This is a genomic window from Nonomuraea sp. NPDC050556, assembly GCF_044457355.1.
Lineage (GTDB): Bacteria > Actinomycetota > Actinomycetes > Streptosporangiales > Streptosporangiaceae > Nonomuraea.
In genome coordinates this window covers 3,261,613-3,277,226 of sequence record NZ_JBITGU010000001.1, presented here as the reverse complement: position 1 = coordinate 3,277,226, position 15,614 = coordinate 3,261,613, and the positions used below count along the sequence as shown (strand labels likewise).

Sequence of the window (15,614 nt, the reverse complement as noted above, 5' to 3'; positions counted from 1 at the left end):
GGTGGGAGACGAGCTGGGTGGCTGGCACGGACAAGAACCGGCGCAACCCCTTCGGGCCGGGCAGGCACGCCGGGGTGAAGGCCGGGAGAAGTGTCTCGTTCGCTGTGTGCGGCCGTACTCGTGAAACAGCGAAGCCCGCACCCATGCGGGTGCGGGCTCCGGCTACGTGGAGTGCGCTGGATCAGACGGGAACGATGTTCTCGGCCTGCGGGCCCTTCTGGCCCTGCGTGACGTCGAAGGACACCTTCTGGCCTTCCTGCAGCTCGCGGAAGCCCTGGGCGGCGATGTTCGAGTAGTGGGCGAAGACGTCAGCGCCGCCGCCGTCCTGCTCGATGAAGCCGAAGCCCTTTTCCGCGTTGAACCACTTCACGGTTCCGGTTGCCATGTCGATCTCCTTCGGTAAGGCGCAGAGCAGAAATCTGCACTGTGCAGACCTCTCGTCGCCGCAATGAAGCCCATCCGGAAATGACCGGTCGAAACAAAAATGCACCTGAGGGTCACATCCCGCCAGGTGCACACAGAGTTCATGGGTACCACAACTGCAACAAGGCCACTCTACCAAAGGGGCCGACCATGAGCGCCCTTGGTCGCCCAAAAATCGGTCGCGCCGTTTTGACCCTTTTAGGTATGTTCGTCGTCATGGGTGCATGTTCAGGAACGCAGAACAGGCTGGAGTACCTGTAGGACTCCCGCGCTGACGACTCTCGGCCACAGCCGATCGAGTCGCGGCTTTCGCGTTCCCTGAAACCTTCTCCGTGAAATCTGGAGGGCTCACCCATGAGCCAGCTCACCCTTCGTGACGTATCCAAGACGTACGGCGAGCGCATCGTGCTCGACCGCGTCTCGTTCACCGTACGCACCGGCGAGAAGGCCGGCGTCATCGGCGAGAACGGGTCGGGCAAGTCGACCCTGCTCCGCCTGGTCGCCGGCGCCGAGCTGCCGGACAACGGCGAGCTGACCGTCGTCGCCGACGGCGTCGGCCACCTCGGCCAGACGCTCGACCTGCCCGCCGGCAACACCGTGCAGGACGCCGTCGACGCCGCACTCAGCGAGCTGCGCGACCTCGAAACACGCATGATCGAGGCAGCGGAGGCCGAGGACATGGCCGCGTACGGCGAGCTGTACACCGCCTTCGAGGCCCGCGGCGGCTACGAGGCGGACACCCGCGTGGAGGCCGCCATGCACGGCCTCGGCCTGTCCGGCATCACCAGGGACCGGCAACTCGGCACCCTCTCCGGCGGCGAGCAGTCCCGGCTCGCCCTGGCCTGCGTGCTGGCGGCGGCCCCCGAGCTGCTGCTCCTCGACGAGCCGACCAACCACCTCGACCGGCAGGCGGTGACCTGGCTGGAGAACCACCTGCGCGCCCACCGCGGCACCGTCGTCGCCGTCACCCACGACCGGGCCTTCCTCAGCGGGTTCGCCACCACGATCCTGGAGGTGGACGAGCGGGCCGTCACCCGTTACGGCGACGGCTGGGACGGTTACCTCACCGCCAAGGCAGCCACCAGGCGGCGCAGGCAGCAGGAGTACGACGAGTGGCTGGCCGAGCTGGAGCGCCAGTCCCGGCTGGCCGAGGGCGGCATCGAACGGCTCAGCGCCGGCGAGCGCTCCGGCGACCGCGTCCGTACGGCAGGCCACCGCCGCTCGCACGAGGCGGGCCTGTCCGGCGTGGTGCGCAACGCCCGCGAACGGCTGCGCCGCCTGGAGGAGAACCCGGTGCCCAAGCCGCCGGAGCCGCTGCGTTTCGCCGCGCGCATCGAGGGCGGCAAGGGCGACGGCCTGACCGCCACCCTGGAGGAGGTCACCGTCGCCGACCGGCTGCGGGTGGACAGCTTCAGCCTCGCCCCCGGCGAGCGCGCGCTGATCACCGGGCCGAACGGCGCGGGCAAGACCACCCTGCTCAGGGTGCTCGCGGGCGAGCTGAAGCAGGACTCGGGCCGGGTCAGGCGACCGCGCAGGATCGGCTACCTGCGCCAGGAGGTGCCGACCGTGCCGTCGCGCCGCTCGGTGCTCGGCGCGTTCGCCGAGGGCCTGCCTGGGCCGATCGACGAGCACGCGGACACGCTGCTGTCGCTCGGCCTGTTCACCAGCGCCGACCTGCCCAGGCCCGCCGCCGCGCTGTCGGTGGGGCAGCAGCGGAGGCTGGAGCTGGCCCGCCTGGTGACGCGGCCGGCCGACCTCCTGATCCTCGACGAGCCGACCAACCACCTGTCGCTGGCGCTGATCGAGGATCTGGAGGAGGCGCTGGGCGCCTACCGCGGCTCGCTCCTGGTGGTGTCGCACGACCGCACGTTCCGCGACGGCTTCACCGGCACCAGGATCGAGCTGCGGGAGGGTCAGCTCAGCCCGTTGAGATAGGTGCGATGGGAGCGGGAGAACTCGAAGGAGTTGAACCTGTCCCAGTTGACGGACCACGCCATCAGGCCGCGCAGGCCCGGATACACCCCCCTCGGCCGGTAGGTGCCGCAGTTGGTGCCCTTGGCCAGGCAGTCGAACGCCTTCTGCACCTCGCCCACCGTGGTGAAACCGTTCCCCGCGTTGGGCGAGGCGGGCAGGCCGATGGCGACCTGGTCGGGGCGCAGCGCGGGGAAGACGTTGTTCGCGTTGCCCATGATCGGGAACCCGGCCAGGAGCATGTCGGTCATGGCGACGTGGAAGTCGTGCCCGCCCATGGTGTGGTACTGGTTGTCCAGGCCGGTGATCGGCCCGGAGTTGTAGTCCTGCACGTGGAGCAGGGTGAGGTCGTTGCGCATGGCGTGGATGACCGGCAGGTAGGAGCCGCTCCTGCTGTCGGCCGTGCCGTTCGGGCCCGGACCGTAGAACTGGTAGCCGAGCTGGACGAAGAACGTCTCCGGCGCCATCGTCAGCACGAAGCCCGCGCCGTAGCGGGCCTTGAGTGTCTTCAGCGCCGCGATCAGGTTGACCACGACCGGGGTGGTGGGGTTCGCCAGGTTGGTGTCGCCCTGGTTGAGGTAGAGGGAGTGGCCCTCGAAGTCGATGTCCAGCCCGTTGAGCCCGTACCTGTCGATGATCGCCGAGACGGACGACACGAAGGCGTCGCGCGCGGCGGTCGTGGTGAGCTGGACCTGGCCGTTCTGGCCGCCGATCGAGATCAGCACCTTCTTGCCCGCCGCCTGCTTGGCCCTGATGGCGGCGATGAAGTCGGCCTCGGACTCGACGTTCGGGCACTCGGCCGCCGGGCAGCGGTTGAACCTGATGTCGCCCGAGGTGACCGAGGTGGGTTCGCCGAAGGCGAGGTTGATGAAGTCCCAGTCGTTGGACACATCAGCCATCCGGATATATCCGGACCCGTTGGCGAACGAGGCGTGCAGGTAGCCGACCAGCAGCCGGTTGGACGGCGTGCCGCCGCCACCGGTCGTGGTGCCGCTCACCTCCGGGGTGTAGGCCGAGCAGTTCCCCGCCGCGTCGCAGGCGCGCACCTTGAACCGGTAGGTGGTGTTCGCCGTCAGGCCGGTGGCCGTGTGGCTGGTGGCCGTCACGGCGGTCGGCGTGCCCGCGTTCCTGGACACCTCGTAGCGCGCGACGCCGACGTTGTCGCTGGAGGCCGACCACGAAGCGGTCAGCGTGCTCGACGTCGCGCCGCCCACCTGGAGGTTGCCGGGCACGGTCGGCGCCTGGGTGTCAGGTCCGCCCCCGCCGCCCGGCGGGCCGTCGAGCACGATGTCGTCGGCCTGGTAGGCGGCCTGGCCGTACCAGCTGTTGACGTAGATCGTGACCGACGTGGTCGAGGCGCCGGTGGTGAAGCTCGTCGACAGCTCCGCCCAGGAGGCGCCGGGCGAACCCCAGGTGCTGACGTCGGTGGTGCCGGTGCCGAGCGCGCCGAGGAAGACGTAGCCGCCGCGCACCCACGCCTTGAGCGAGTAGCTGGAGGACGGTTTGACGCTGACGACCTGCTGGCAGCGGGCGAAGTCGCTGCCCACGGGGGTCGCCTGGAGGGCGGCAGAGCCGCTGTGGACGGGGGAGGAGACGGCCTGCGCCCCGGCCGGGCAGGTCCAGCCGGACAGGCCGCTCTCGAAGCCCGGGTTGGTCGCGATGTTCGCCGCGAAGGCCGGTGTGGCGGGGAGGACGGCCAGCGCGAGGATCGCCGCCGCCGCGAGGGTGAGGAGTCTCATCCGGCGTACCCCGCGAAGATCTTGGAGAAGTCGTACGGCGACTGCGGGATGTTCGTGCACTTGTACAGCGGCCCGCTGCAGGCGTTGCGGTCGCGGGTCACCTCCCAGAAGGCCAGCAGCCCCAGGTGGTTGGACCTGGCGAACGTGACGAGCTGGCGGGCGTCGTCCTGGTTGTAGACGTGGCTGTCGTCGTTCTGGCCGATCATCGGCGTGACCCCGACCATCTTCCAGACCTGCGCGTCCGTCCTGCCCGGGTAGAGCGCCTTGAGCTGGTTGAACGTGCTGGTGGCCGCCTGGACGGCCGCGTTGCCGTAGTCGACGTCGCGGTAGTAGTCCATCGCCATGACGTTGACGACCTCGATCACCACCCCGGCGTCGCGGGCGGACCTGACGACGTTCAGTCCGTCGGCGGTCAGCCCCTCCGGCAGCACCGGCAGTGTCAGCGCGATCTTCAGGTTGGGGTAGGTCTGCTGCAGCCTGGCCAGCGCCTGGGAGCGGCGCGCGATCGACGGCGCGTCAGCGCTGGCCGAGCCCTCGATGTCCAGGTCGATGTGGGTCAGCCCGTAGGCGTCGACCACCGCCTTGTACTCGGTGTAGAGCGCGTTGACGTCGGTGCAGCCGACGGCGAGCTCGATGCCTGACGCGCCGCCGAAGGAGACCTTGACCTGGCCGCCCGCCGCCCTGATGGCGTCGATCTGGTCCTTGGCCCAGCCCTGGCGCGGGTCGTAGGCGCCGAACCAGCTCGCCTTGCAGGCGGCGCCGGTGATGAAGGCCAGGGTGTAGTTCTTCACCCCGGACGCGGTGGACATCTCGGTCAGGACCGGCGTCGGCCAGGCGCCCATGTCGACGTACGGCGCGACCGGCAGCGAGCTGCCGCCGCCGCCCGTGCACCCGGTGGTGGTCGCGGTGACCGCGCTGCTGGCGGCTCCTTCGCCGTTGGTGTTGTACGCCTTGACGGTGTAGGTGTGCGTGGAGCAGGTGGCGAGCCCTGAGAGGGTCGCCGTCAACCCGGTGACCTGCGCCTTCTGGGCCGATCCCTCGTAGACGCGGTAGCCGGTCACCGTTCCCGACGACGCGCCCCAGGACAGGGAGATCGAGGCGTTCGTGCTGCCGGTGACGCTCGGGGCACCGGGCTGGCCGGGGGTGTTGGCCGGAGGGGTGCCGGTGCCCGCCTTCCACAGCGCGGGCACGTTCGGCGGTTCCCAGCCCGGCTGGGAGGTGTGCGACTGGAGCGCGGTGTAGTCGGTGCCGTTGTAGGTGACGGTCGCGCCCACGGCGTACGCGGTCCAGGGCGCCCACGCGGCGGCGGCGAAGGCGGCGCTGACCGGTGTCACGGCGAAGCCGCCGTAGCCGCCGACGATCAACGCCAGGGCGAGCAGTATGCGTCTCATGGCATTCCCTGAAGGTGCGGCTTGACGGTCTTGGCGAAGTTCCAGTTGTTGCTGGCGTCCCAGTTGATGGACCAGGTCATCGCGCCCCTGATGTCCGGGTACGCCCGCGGTGGCACGAACGAGCCGCAGCTCGTGCGCTTGGCCAGGCAGTCGAGGGCCTGGTTGACCAGGCTCGGCGAGACGACTCCGCCACCGGCCGCGCCCGGCCCGGCGGGCAGGCCCAGGGCGACCTGGTCGGGGCGCAGGCCGTTCTCCAGCTGGATGCAGGCCAGGGCGGTCATGAAGTTGACCGTCCCCTGCGAGTAGGCCTGGGCCTGGTCGCAGCCGAGCATGGAGCCGGAGTTGTAGTACTGCATGTGCACGACGGTGAGGATGTCCTTGATGTTCAGGGCGAGCTTGAAGTACTCCATCCCGGTCGACTGCATGTCGATCGTCTGCGGGGCCATCGTGATGATCAGCCCGGAACCGGCGCGTGACCGCAGGTCGCGCAGCGCCTGGCCCATGTAGGTGGCGTTGAGCCCGTTCTCCAGGTCGATGTCGACGCCGTCGAAGCCGTAGCTCTGCATCAGGCCGCTGACGCTGGCGGCGAACGTCGTCGCCGCCGAGCTGGAGGCCACCTGGACGCGGCCGGTCTCGCCGCCGACGCTGAGGATGACCTTCTTGCCGCGCTGGTGCAGCGCCGCGATGTCGGCCTTGAACTGGGCCTCGGTGTAGCCGCCCAGCGCGGTGGACAGGCCGCTGTCGAGCGCGAAGACCACCTGGCCCGGCGTGGAGGTGGCCTCGCCGAAGGCGATCGCGACCACGTCGTACTCGTCGGGCACCTGCGACAGCTTGAGCTCGGTGGCCGCGTTGACGAAGTTGTGCCAGTAGCCGGTGAGGAAGTGCTTGGGCAGCGTGCCGCCGGTGCAGCCCGGCGTGGTCAGGCTGGCGGGGTCGCTGGGCGGGCCGTCGCCAGAGGCGTTGGAGGCGGTCACCGTGAAGGTGTAGGAGGTGCACGCGGTCGCGGTGAAGGTGTAGGTCGTTCCCGTGACGGTCGCGACCAGCGTGCCGCCGTTGCGCACCTTGTAGCTGGTCGCGCCGCTGACCGCGGGCCAGCTCAGCGTGACGCTCGTGTTGGTTGCGGTCGCGCTGATCGGGCCGACCTTGCCCGGGACGCCGGTGCACCCGGCGGTGGTGCCGCTCACGGCGGCGGTGGCGGGGCCCTCACCGGCCGCGTTGTACGCCTTGACGGTGTAGGTGTGCGTGGAGCAGGTGGCGAGCCCTGAGAGGGTCGCCGTCAACCCGGTGACCTGGGCTTTCTGCGTGGTTCCCTCGTAGACGCGGTAGCCGGTCACCGTTCCCGAGGCGGCGCCCCAGGACAGGGAGATCGAGGTGTTCGTGGTTCCGGTGACGCTGGCCGTACCGGGCTGGCCTGGGGTGGCGGGGCCGCCGGTGGCCGCCTTCCAGAGGGCGGGCACGTTGGGCGGCTCCCAGCCGGGCTGGGAGGTGTGGCTCTGCCTGGCTTCGTAGTCGGAACCGTTGTAGGTGACCAGGGCGCCGACCGTGTACGCGGTCCAGGGCGCCCAGGCGGGGTAGGCGGCCATGACGGTGGAGATGGCTTGGGCTGGGGGAGCTACGAGGGTGAACGAGAAGGCGAGCAAAGCCGCCACTACGACCCGTGCTTTCATGCTGTCTTCCTTCGCGGCTGGCACGGCCCTCGCACGAGGGCTGTTGGGGGGTCAGCGCAGGAGAATTCATGATTTCTATTAGGAAAGTTTCCTAAGAGTTGCCGTGATCGTAGCTTTGGCGACTCTGGGCTACAAGGCCCAAAAGGGGGTTAACCCAGTGCGGCCAGGATCTCCTTCGCCGCTCGCTCGCCGCTCTCCACCCCGCCGTTGAGGTAGCCCTGGCTGTGGGTGCTGGTGTGCTCGCCCGCGAAGTGCAGGCGCCCCTCGGGCAGCTTGGAGTAACCCCAGTACCTCGTGTACTGGCCGGGCGCGAAGGTGGCGTAGGAGCCGTGCACCCACGGGTCGTCGGCCCAGGAGTCCAGCCAGGAGTGCCCGTTGTAGGCCCCGGCGATGCCGGGCACGTGCCGGTCCAGCCAGTCCAGCGACGCCTTCACGACCGCCTCCGGCGCGGGCCCGTGCGAGCGCTCCGCCGGGTAGCCCGCTCCGGCCGAGCCGCCGGAGAAGATGGTCAGCAGGCTCTCCGCGCCGCCGTCGCCCACGGTGCTGTCCCAGCTTCCCCAGCGGGGGTCGTCGGTGGACAGGCTGCCGCTCCACCTGTGGAACTTCGCGAACTTCCTGTCGAACTGCAGCAGCACCTTGGCGTTGGTGCCCATGCCGTGGTGCTCGATGGCCGCGCGCTTGCGCGCGCTCAGCCCGGCGTGGCTCAGATCGACGTCCCTGAGCGTGGTGAACGGCAGGGCGAACACCACGAAGTCGGCGGTCACCGGGTCGGCGAGGCCGGTGAAGCGCAGCTCGTAACCGCGTCCGGCCCGCCGTACCGCCTCAAGGGGCGTGGCGAGCTGCACCGTGCCCTCGGGGAGCCGCTCGGCCAGCAGGTTGGGGACCTGGTCGTTGCCGCCGTGGATGATCCACCGCTCGTCGGCGCCCTCGTAGGGGGCGAGGTACTGCTCGATGAGGTTGATGGCGCTGAGGTCCTCGGGGTCGCCGCCCCAGAAACCGGCCGCGCCGTCCGCGATCCTGGTGGCCAGCAGCGAGGACCTGCCGCCAGGGACGTTGGCGTGCAGCCAGTCGGCGACCGACAGCTCGTCGAAGGCCCTGGCGGCCCGCCCGGCCCGGTCGTAGCGGTAGGGGCCGATCCGTCTGGCGTCTGCGGCCAGGCGCCTGAGCACCCGGGGGAGGTTCTTGCCGAGCTCGGCGCTGGTGCGTACCTCGCCCTTGATGGCGACGATGCCCTTGACGCCCTTCGGGCGGAGCTTCTCGCTGTCGTCGAGCTTCAGCCCGAGGCTGCGGGCGAGCCTGAGCAGGTGCACGTGCCGGGTGTCGACGAACTCGCCGCCGTGCTCGGCCACCTGGCCGCCCGCGAAGTCCCTGGCCGACCAGCAGCGGCCGCCGACCCGGTCCTGCCTGGCCTCGAACAGCTGGACCTGGACGCCGCGGCGGGCCAGCCGGTAGGCGCAGGTCAGCCCGGCCAGTCCGGCGCCGATCACCACGACGCGGGCGTCGTGGGGCGAGCGCCTGGTGGCCGCCACCGCGGTCGACGGTGCGATCGCACCTGCCGCCAGCACTCCGGCGGCCACCGCGCCGCCGCGTAAAACGTCCCGCCTGGTCAGCCCGGACTCGCGGACCTGACGCATCCACTGCGTGCCACCTGTGGGCATGGTCTTCTCCTTGGGGGGTGTCGAGATGATCCCGAAGAGTAGACCGCCACTGGTCGGCTGATCAATGAAATACGTGTTAAATATCCTCATTTGTCATTGAAATCAGTTGCTTAACTGTTAATCAGCGACTAAATCCGCATTGTTGATTGCCGGATGGTCAGCCGGGTGGGCACCGGGGGAGCGGGCTCGACGAAGCGGTGCTCGACCAGGCCGACCAGCGCGCCGACGGCGAGCCTGACCGACTCGCGCGGCAGCAGCGACACCGTCGTGACCGGCGGGTCGGTCGCCGCGTAGGCCGGGTCCTCGCTCACGCAGGCCACCAGCAGGTCCTCAGGCACCCGCCGCCCTCGCCGCCGCGCCGCGTCCAGCAGGGCGCGGCCCAGGTCGTAGGTCGCGTAGACCGCGTCGGCCGAGTCCAGCACCGACCCGATCTCCTCACCGAGCAACTCCGGCTGCCCGCGCTCAGCGCACCAGTCGCGGTACGCGCCGATCCAGGCCCGGTTGTAGTGGTCGCCGCTCTCGCAGGCCACCAGCGCGACCCGGTCCGCACCCTGCGCGGCGAGGTGTTCCAGCAGCGTACGGCTGGCCAGGGCGTGGTCGTTGTCCACCCAGACCTCGCCGGGGCGCACCTCGGCCGGTCGCCCGTCGAAGGCGATCGGCAGGCCGCGCTCGCGCAGGGTCCGGGCCACCGGGTCACCGGCCGGGCTGTCCATCAGCAGCACCCCGTCGACCTGCAGCGACCGCCACTCAGCCGACTCCAGCGCGCTGGGCAGGACGGTCAGCGCGTAGCCGTGCTCGTGGGCGACGGCCGTGGCCGCGCTGATGGACTGGGCGAAGAACTCGATCTTCGCGAAGTTCCACGGGTGGCTGCCGAACGTGGTGGCCGACATGCCCAGGACGCGGTGGTGCTCCACGCGGTAGCCCAGCGCCTCGGCGACCCGGCGCACGTGGTCGCGGGTGGCGGCCGAGACGCGGCCCGTGCCGTTGAGCGCGTTGGACACCGTCGCCGTGGACACGGCAGCGGCAGCCGCCACGTCCCTGATGTTCACGTGGCTCCTGGACCTTGCCATGCCGGGCACTGTACCGAGGCCGTTCCACGGGTGTTCCACACGCCGGCACGGGGTGTCACGCCTCCCTGCTGTGAATGAGCGACTGCTGGTGGACATCGCCCGTGCCGTGCTGGGGCGCGAGGAGGCCGAGGCGTGGACGGTCGAGCCCGGCGACTTCTGGTGCCTGCTGACGCCTCCCGGCCATCGCCGCCGCGACCAGGGGTGGAAGCTGCACCTGTCGGCGACGCAGCTGTCCGCGCCCGTGGTGCTGGCCGGCGCGGCCGAGGTGCTGGTCAGGGCCGGATGCCAGTTCAAGTTCGCGCGCGGCCTGGAGCAGCTCGGCATGCTGCTGTCGGTCAACTGCGACCGCGGCAGCGGCGGGAAGTTCATCACCGCCTACCCGGCCGGCGACGAGCAGTTCAGGCGCCTGGCGGCGGAGCTGGACCGGGTGACCGAGGGGTTGCCGGGCCCCGTGATCCTTTCCGACCGGCGGCTGCGGCCCGACGGCCTCGTGCACTACCGGTACGGCGTCTTCGCGGCCGAGCCGGTGTTCACCAACGACGGCGGCTTCGAGTCGGTGGTGTCGGGTCCCGGCGGGCAGCGGCGCAAGGACGAGCGGCAGGCGTGGTTCAGCGCCCCGCCCTGGGTCACGCCGCCGCTGCCCGACCCGGCGCCCGCGCCGCCAGGCGAGCCGAAGGCGGTGCTCGTCGCGGACCGGTTCGTGGTGCGCGAGGCGATCAGGCAGTCCTACCGCGGCGGGGTCTACCGCGGCATCGACCGGCGGACCGGCGACGAGGTCATCCTGAAGCAGGCGCGGCCGCACGTGATGGGCCAGCTCGACGGGACCGACGCGCGCGACAGGCTGCGCCACGAGGCGGACGTCCTCGACCGGCTCGCCCCGCTGGGGTTCACGCCGGGCGTGGTGGCGCTGGTGACCCAGCAGGACAACCTGTTCCTGGTCCAGGAGCAGGTGCCCGGCGTCACCCTGCGCGAGTGGGCCGCGCACGAGCGGTCCGGCGTCATGGACAAGGCCAGGCAGCTCGTCGACCTCATGGCAGCGGTCCACGAGCAGGGCCTGGTGCTGCGCGACTTCAGCCCCAACAACCTGATGGTCACCCCGGAGGGGCAGATCAGGCTGATCGACCTGGAGCACGCGGCCCCGGCGGGCGCGCGGGTGCGCAGCGCCTACACCCAGGGTTACGCGGCGCCCGAGCAGGAGTCCGCGCCCACGGTCGGCCCCGCGCCCTCCCAGCGGGCTGACCTCTACGGCCTGGGCGCGACCCTGGTCTACCTGGCGAGCGCGGTCGACCCGCTGCTGGCCCCCGACGAGCCCGCCGTACGGCCGGGTGAGGAGCGGGTGGCGGAGTTCGTCGCCGCCCTCGGCGCGGACGTGCCCGCCCTGCGGCGGCTGTCGCCGCTGGTGCTGGGGCTGATGAAGGACGACCCGGACCAGCGCTGGCCGCTGAGCCGCGCGCGCGAGTTCCTGGAGTCCGGTGGCGTCTCCCTTCCCGGTACGGCGGTGCCCGCGCGCACGGACCGCCTGATCGCGGACGGCCTCACCCACCTCCTGCGCACGATGGACCCGATGGGCCCGCGGCTGTGGACGGCGGGGGAGTCCGGCGCGTCGGCCGATCCGCTCAACGTGCAGTTCGGCGCGGCCGGGGTGCTGAGCGTCCTCACCAGGAGCGCCCAGGTGCTCGACCGCCCCGAGCTGCTCGCCGCGGTCGCCGACGTGGTCGCCTGGATCCGGCCGCGCCTCTTCGCCATCCCCCGCATCCTCCCCGGGCTGTACTTCGGCCGGTCGGGAACCGCGTGGGCGCTGTACGACGCCGCCCGGCTGCTGGGCGACGAGGAGGCGGCGGCGCAGGCGGTCGAGCTGGCCGCGCGCGTGCCCGTCCAGTGGCCCAACCACGACGTCTGCCACGGTTCCACCGGCGCGGGCATGCTGCACCTGCACCTGTGGCGGGCGACCGGCGACCCGGCGCACCTGGACCGGTTCACGCGGGCGGCCGACCGGGTGCTTGCGGCGGCGCGCGAGCGGGAGGACGGCCTGCTGGTCTGGCCGATCCCCGAGACGTTCGACTCGGCGCTGGCCGGGCTGGTCCACTACGGCTTCGCGCACGGGGTGGCCGGGGCGGGCGCCTTCATGACGTACGCCTGGCAGGTCACCGGCCGCGCCGGATACCTGGAGGCGGCCAGGCGCGCGGCGGAGACGCTGGAGGCCGTGGCCATCACCGAGGGCGACGCCGCCTGGTGGCCCAGCGGGGAGCTGGGGGACTCGGCCGGCGACCGGATGCGGCACTGGTGCAGCGGCGCCTCGGGCGTCGGCACCTTCCTGATCCGCCTGTGGCAGGTCACCGGGCAGCCGCGGCACAGGGAGCTCGCCGAGGCGGCGGGCGTGGCGATCCGCAGGGAGAAGTGGCACGCGGGCCTCGCCTCCTGCCACGGCCTCGCCGGAGACGGCGACTTCCTGCTGGACCTGGCCGAGTTCACCGGCGAGCGGCGCTTCCACGACTGGGCGGCCGAGCTGGCGACCGCGATGGAGGCGCGCAACACCCTGCGCGACGGCCTCATGGTGCTGCCCGACGAGTCGGGCGTCGAGGTGCACGCCGGTTACGGCACCGGGCTCAGCGGCGCGCTCGCCTTCCTGCTCCGGCTGCGCCACGGCGGCCCCCGGCAGTGGATGCCACGAGAGCTCCGCGTGGACACCCCGTCCACGCGGTCCGTGAACGACGTCGTCACCGAGAGGAGGTGAAGAACAAATGGCAACCGACATCAGCGCCCTGGACCTCATGCAGGCGAGGGCCGGTGGGGGTCGCTTCCCCTGCGGAGCGACGAACACCTGCGAGTCGGGCACGTGCATTCCGAGCCGCACGTGCCTCACGCACGACACGTGCACCTTCACGGTCAGCGGCTGACCCGACGAGGCGGGGGGTGACTGCTGCGGGTCACTCCCCTCCTCTCCATCTCGAGGAGGTCAGGCATTGAAACCTGATGAAGTCATCTGGGACGTCACGTACGCCTGCCCCCTGCGTTGTGTCCACTGCTACTCCGAGTCCGGCAGGCGGCCCTCACGGCGGCTGAGCGACGCGGACATGCTCAGGGTGGCCGACGCCATCGCGGCCATCCGTCCTCGCGGCGTCGCCATCGCGGGCGGCGAGCCGTTGCTGATCAGGAACATCGTCGAGGTGATCGACCGGATGGCCGGGCTGGACGTGACCCTGTACACCAGCGGCTGGCCGATGACCGGGGACCTGGCGCGGAGCCTGGCCGAGGTCTGCGGCCGGGTCGTGGTGAGCGTCGACGGCGCGACACCGGAGACCCACGACCGCATCCGCGGCAGGAAGGGGTCGTTCGCGCGGGCGATGGAGGCACTGCGCCTGCTGGACGAGGCGGGGGCCGCCTTCGGGATCGACTGCGTGCTGCTGCGCGGCAACTTCGCCGACATGGCGGCGTTCTGCCAGGACCTGGCTCCGCGGTTCCCCCGGCTGGGGTTCGTCTCCTTCGGCGCCGCCGTACCCGGCGGGCTGGCCAGCCGTCCCGGGTTCGAACTGCTCACCGACGAGCAGCTCGCGCTGCTGAACGACGCGGAACTCGGGGACCGGCTGCGCGCCCTGGCCCCGCCGACCGTCGTGGTGTCGACCACCGACAACCGCATCCTGCAGATGCACCCCACGCTCGTCGCGCGCGGCTTCGTCGCGAACACGCTGCAGATCGAGCCGGACGGCGAGGTGCGGGCGATGCCCATCTACGAGGGCACGGTGGGCAACATCCTGCACGACGCTCCCGAGGTGCTCTGGGAGCGGGCCACGGCGCGCTGGAGCGATCCGTTCGTGGTGGACGCGCTGTCGTCGGCCTACTCCATGCGGGACTGGGCGGAGGCGGCCAGGCGGATCGACTACCACTTCGGCACCGACGCGGTGCGGGCGAGGATCGACCGGCGGCAGGCGTCGTGACGCTGCTCTACGCGCTGCGCCGGGCGCCGTGGTGGACGCTCGTCTCCGTGGTGTCCCGGGCGGTGGGGATCGCGGTCGCGCTGGCGCTGCCGGCCGGGCTCGCCCGTGCGGTGGACGCCGCCCTCGCGGGTGCGCCCGGCTCGGCGGTGGCCTGGCTGGGGGTTCTGCTCGCGGTGGCCGTCGTGACGGGGATGCTGGAGGTCTGGGCGAGTTCGGCGGGGAGCGTCGCGGTCGAGGTGTCCCTGCGCCGGGCGGTCGTCCGGCGGGTGCTGGACGCGGGGGTTCCCGGGCAGCGGCGGTTCCCGGCGGGCGACGTGAGCAGCCGGTTGGTGACGGGGGCCGCCGAGGCTTCCGGGCTGGTGCCGATCGTGCTGTCCGTGCTGGGTACGGCGGTGCTGTCGGCAGGGGGGCTGGTCGCGCTCGCCCTGATCGACTGGTCGCTGGCCGTGGCCTTTGTCGTGTGCGTGCCGGTCGCGGTGATCCTGGTCCGGCGGTTCGTCGCCGAGACGGCCGGGTTGATGCGGTCCTACCAGGAGCTCCAGGGGCGGTTGGCGGCCCGCCTGGTCGAGGCGCTGGCCGGGGCGCGCACGATCCAGGCGAGCGGGACCCTGACGCGGGAGGTGGAACGGGTTTTGGCGCCGCTTCCCGAGCTGACCGCCTTCGGGCGGGCCACCTGGGCGGCGCAGCGGCGGACGGTGTGGAAGGTGGGGCTGCTGAACCCGCTGACCGGGATCGTGGTGCTGGCCGTCGCCGGGGTGGGGGTGTCCGGCGGGCGCCTTTCCGCGGGGTCGTGGGTCGCCGTGGCCGGATATGTCACCATCGCGCTGGGTTTGTTCGGCGTGCTGGACACGGTGACCGGGTTGGCCCACATCCGCGCGGGCGCCGCCAGGCTGGCCGACGTCCTGGCCCTGCCTTCTGGTCCCGGGGGTGGTCTGGCGCTTCCCGACGGGCCTGGGGCGATCACGTTTCGTTCGGTGACCTTGCGCGTCGATGGGGAGGTCGTGCTGGACGGGCTCGACCTGGACATCCCGGCCGGTCGCTCGGTGGCGGTCGTCGGGCGGTCGGGGGCGGGGAAGTCGACCCTCGCGGCGCTGGCGGGCGGGTTGCTCGCGCCGGACGCCGGCGAGGTGCTGCTGGACGGGGTGGCCGTGGCCGGGGTGCGGGCCGGGGAGTTGCGGCGGGCCGTGGCGTACGCGTTCGAACGACCGGCGCTGCTGGGTGGGACCGTGCACGATCTGATCGCGTACGGCTCCGCCGGGGCGTCGCGCGACGAGGTGGAGGTGGCGGCGCTGCTGGTGTCGGCCGACGGGTTCATCAGGCGGCTGCCCGACGGGTATGACACGCGGCTCGACCGGGCGCCGTTGTCGGGTGGGGAGGTGCAGCGGCTCGGGCTCGCGCGGGCGGTGGTCGGTGAGCGGCGGGTGCTGATCCTCGACGACGCCACCTCCAGCTTGGACACGGCGACGGAGGCCGAGGTGACGGCGACGCTGACGCGGCTGCTGGCGGGCCGTACCCGCATCGTCGTCGCCCACCGCGCCACCACGGCGGCCCGCGCCGACCTGGTCGTCTGGCTGGAGAACGGCCGCGTCCGCGCCACGGGCCCCCACGCCCAGCTCTGGCACGACCCCACCTATCGCGCCCTCTTCGGCCCGCCCTCATGACCGGCCCTCTTCTACAGACCCGCAAGACGTGGCAGGGGCTCTTTCGGCGCGGCCGGATGAGCGGGCGGGGCTGTCTGGGCGGGCTTGGCCTTCTTGGGG

At 71.6% G+C, this 15,614-nt stretch carries 11 protein-coding genes; 5 read left to right on the top strand and 6 right to left on the bottom strand.

The features are described 5' to 3' along the window. Positions 1-181 precede the first annotated feature (181 nt). Positions 182-385, bottom strand: a complete 204-nt coding sequence (locus ACIBG8_RS15530; protein WP_397343378.1) for a cold-shock protein — start codon at positions 383-385, stop codon at positions 182-184. A 392-nt stretch (positions 386-777) separates the two neighbouring features. Here ACIBG8_RS15530 and abc-f point away from each other — a divergent pair, with 392 nt between their 5' ends. Continuing rightward, positions 778-2,358: a ribosomal protection-like ABC-F family protein gene (gene abc-f, locus ACIBG8_RS15525; RefSeq protein WP_397343377.1), complete on the top strand. Its 1,581-nt coding sequence runs from the start codon at positions 778-780 to the stop codon at positions 2,356-2,358. Here the strand turns inward: abc-f and ACIBG8_RS15520 are convergent. The 5 genes from ACIBG8_RS15520 to ACIBG8_RS15500 all read right to left on the bottom strand — a co-directional run bounded on the left by ACIBG8_RS15520 (position 2,337) and on the right by ACIBG8_RS15500 (position 9,919). Further along, on the bottom strand, positions 2,337-4,133 hold the full coding sequence (locus ACIBG8_RS15520) for a chitinase (protein WP_397343376.1): 1,797 nt from the start codon (positions 4,131-4,133) through the stop codon (positions 2,337-2,339). The genes abc-f and ACIBG8_RS15520 overlap by 22 nt on opposite strands. After that, the gene (locus ACIBG8_RS15515; RefSeq protein ID WP_397343375.1) at positions 4,130-5,524 is read right to left on the bottom strand and encodes a carbohydrate-binding protein; all 1,395 of its coding nucleotides are present in this window, start codon (positions 5,522-5,524) and stop codon (positions 4,130-4,132) included. Before ACIBG8_RS15515 ends, ACIBG8_RS15520 begins: the two co-directional genes overlap by 4 nt. After that, complete coding sequence (locus tag ACIBG8_RS15510) at positions 5,521-7,191, bottom strand: glycosyl hydrolase family 18 protein (RefSeq protein ID WP_397343374.1); 1,671 nt, start codon at positions 7,189-7,191, stop codon at positions 5,521-5,523. Before ACIBG8_RS15510 ends, ACIBG8_RS15515 begins: the two co-directional genes overlap by 4 nt. Before the next feature lie 149 nt (positions 7,192-7,340). Further along, the gene (locus ACIBG8_RS15505; RefSeq protein ID WP_397343373.1) at positions 7,341-8,849 is read right to left on the bottom strand and encodes a flavin monoamine oxidase family protein; all 1,509 of its coding nucleotides are present in this window, start codon (positions 8,847-8,849) and stop codon (positions 7,341-7,343) included. Positions 8,850-8,977: 128 nt separating this feature from the next. Next, positions 8,978-9,919, bottom strand: a complete 942-nt coding sequence (locus ACIBG8_RS15500; RefSeq protein ID WP_397343372.1) for a LacI family DNA-binding transcriptional regulator — start codon at positions 9,917-9,919, stop codon at positions 8,978-8,980. 70 nt (positions 9,920-9,989) lie between these two features. On the opposite strand from ACIBG8_RS15500, the gene lanL reads away from it, so the two are divergent. The 4 genes from lanL to ACIBG8_RS15480 all read left to right on the top strand — a co-directional run bounded on the left by lanL (position 9,990) and on the right by ACIBG8_RS15480 (position 15,515). Next, complete coding sequence (gene lanL / locus ACIBG8_RS15495; RefSeq protein ID WP_397343371.1) at positions 9,990-12,653, top strand: class IV lanthionine synthetase LanL; 2,664 nt, start codon at positions 9,990-9,992, stop codon at positions 12,651-12,653. Positions 12,654-12,660: 7 nt separating this feature from the next. Then, a complete protein-coding gene (locus tag ACIBG8_RS15490) occupies positions 12,661-12,816 on the top strand; it encodes a hypothetical protein (RefSeq protein ID WP_397343370.1) in 156 nt (51 codons plus the stop codon). A gap of 66 nt (positions 12,817-12,882) precedes the next feature. After that, a complete protein-coding gene (locus ACIBG8_RS15485; protein WP_397343369.1) occupies positions 12,883-13,854 on the top strand; it encodes a radical SAM protein in 972 nt (323 codons plus the stop codon). Next, a complete protein-coding gene (locus ACIBG8_RS15480) occupies positions 13,851-15,515 on the top strand; it encodes an ABC transporter ATP-binding protein (RefSeq protein WP_397343368.1) in 1,665 nt (554 codons plus the stop codon). Before ACIBG8_RS15485 ends, ACIBG8_RS15480 begins: the two co-directional genes overlap by 4 nt. Positions 15,516-15,614 lie beyond the last annotated feature (99 nt).

What these genes read in the sequence shown, in the direction of transcription:
- ACIBG8_RS15530 (WP_397343378.1), bottom strand. Translation starts at nt 385, where the DNA reads ATGGCAACCGGAACCGTGAAGTGGTTCAACGCGGAAAAGGGCTTCGGC.
- abc-f (WP_397343377.1), top strand. Translation starts at nt 778, where the DNA reads ATGAGCCAGCTCACCCTTCGTGACGTATCCAAGACGTACGGCGAGCGC.
- ACIBG8_RS15520 (WP_397343376.1), bottom strand. Translation starts at nt 4,133, where the DNA reads ATGAGACTCCTCACCCTCGCGGCGGCGGCGATCCTCGCGCTGGCCGTC.
- ACIBG8_RS15515 (WP_397343375.1), bottom strand. Translation starts at nt 5,524, where the DNA reads ATGAGACGCATACTGCTCGCCCTGGCGTTGATCGTCGGCGGCTACGGC.
- ACIBG8_RS15510 (WP_397343374.1), bottom strand. Translation starts at nt 7,191, where the DNA reads ATGAAAGCACGGGTCGTAGTGGCGGCTTTGCTCGCCTTCTCGTTCACC.
- ACIBG8_RS15505 (WP_397343373.1), bottom strand. Translation starts at nt 8,849, where the DNA reads ATGCCCACAGGTGGCACGCAGTGGATGCGTCAGGTCCGCGAGTCCGGG.
- ACIBG8_RS15500 (WP_397343372.1), bottom strand. Translation starts at nt 9,919, where the DNA reads ATGGCAAGGTCCAGGAGCCACGTGAACATCAGGGACGTGGCGGCTGCC.
- ACIBG8_RS15490 (WP_397343370.1), top strand. Translation starts at nt 12,661, where the DNA reads ATGGCAACCGACATCAGCGCCCTGGACCTCATGCAGGCGAGGGCCGGT.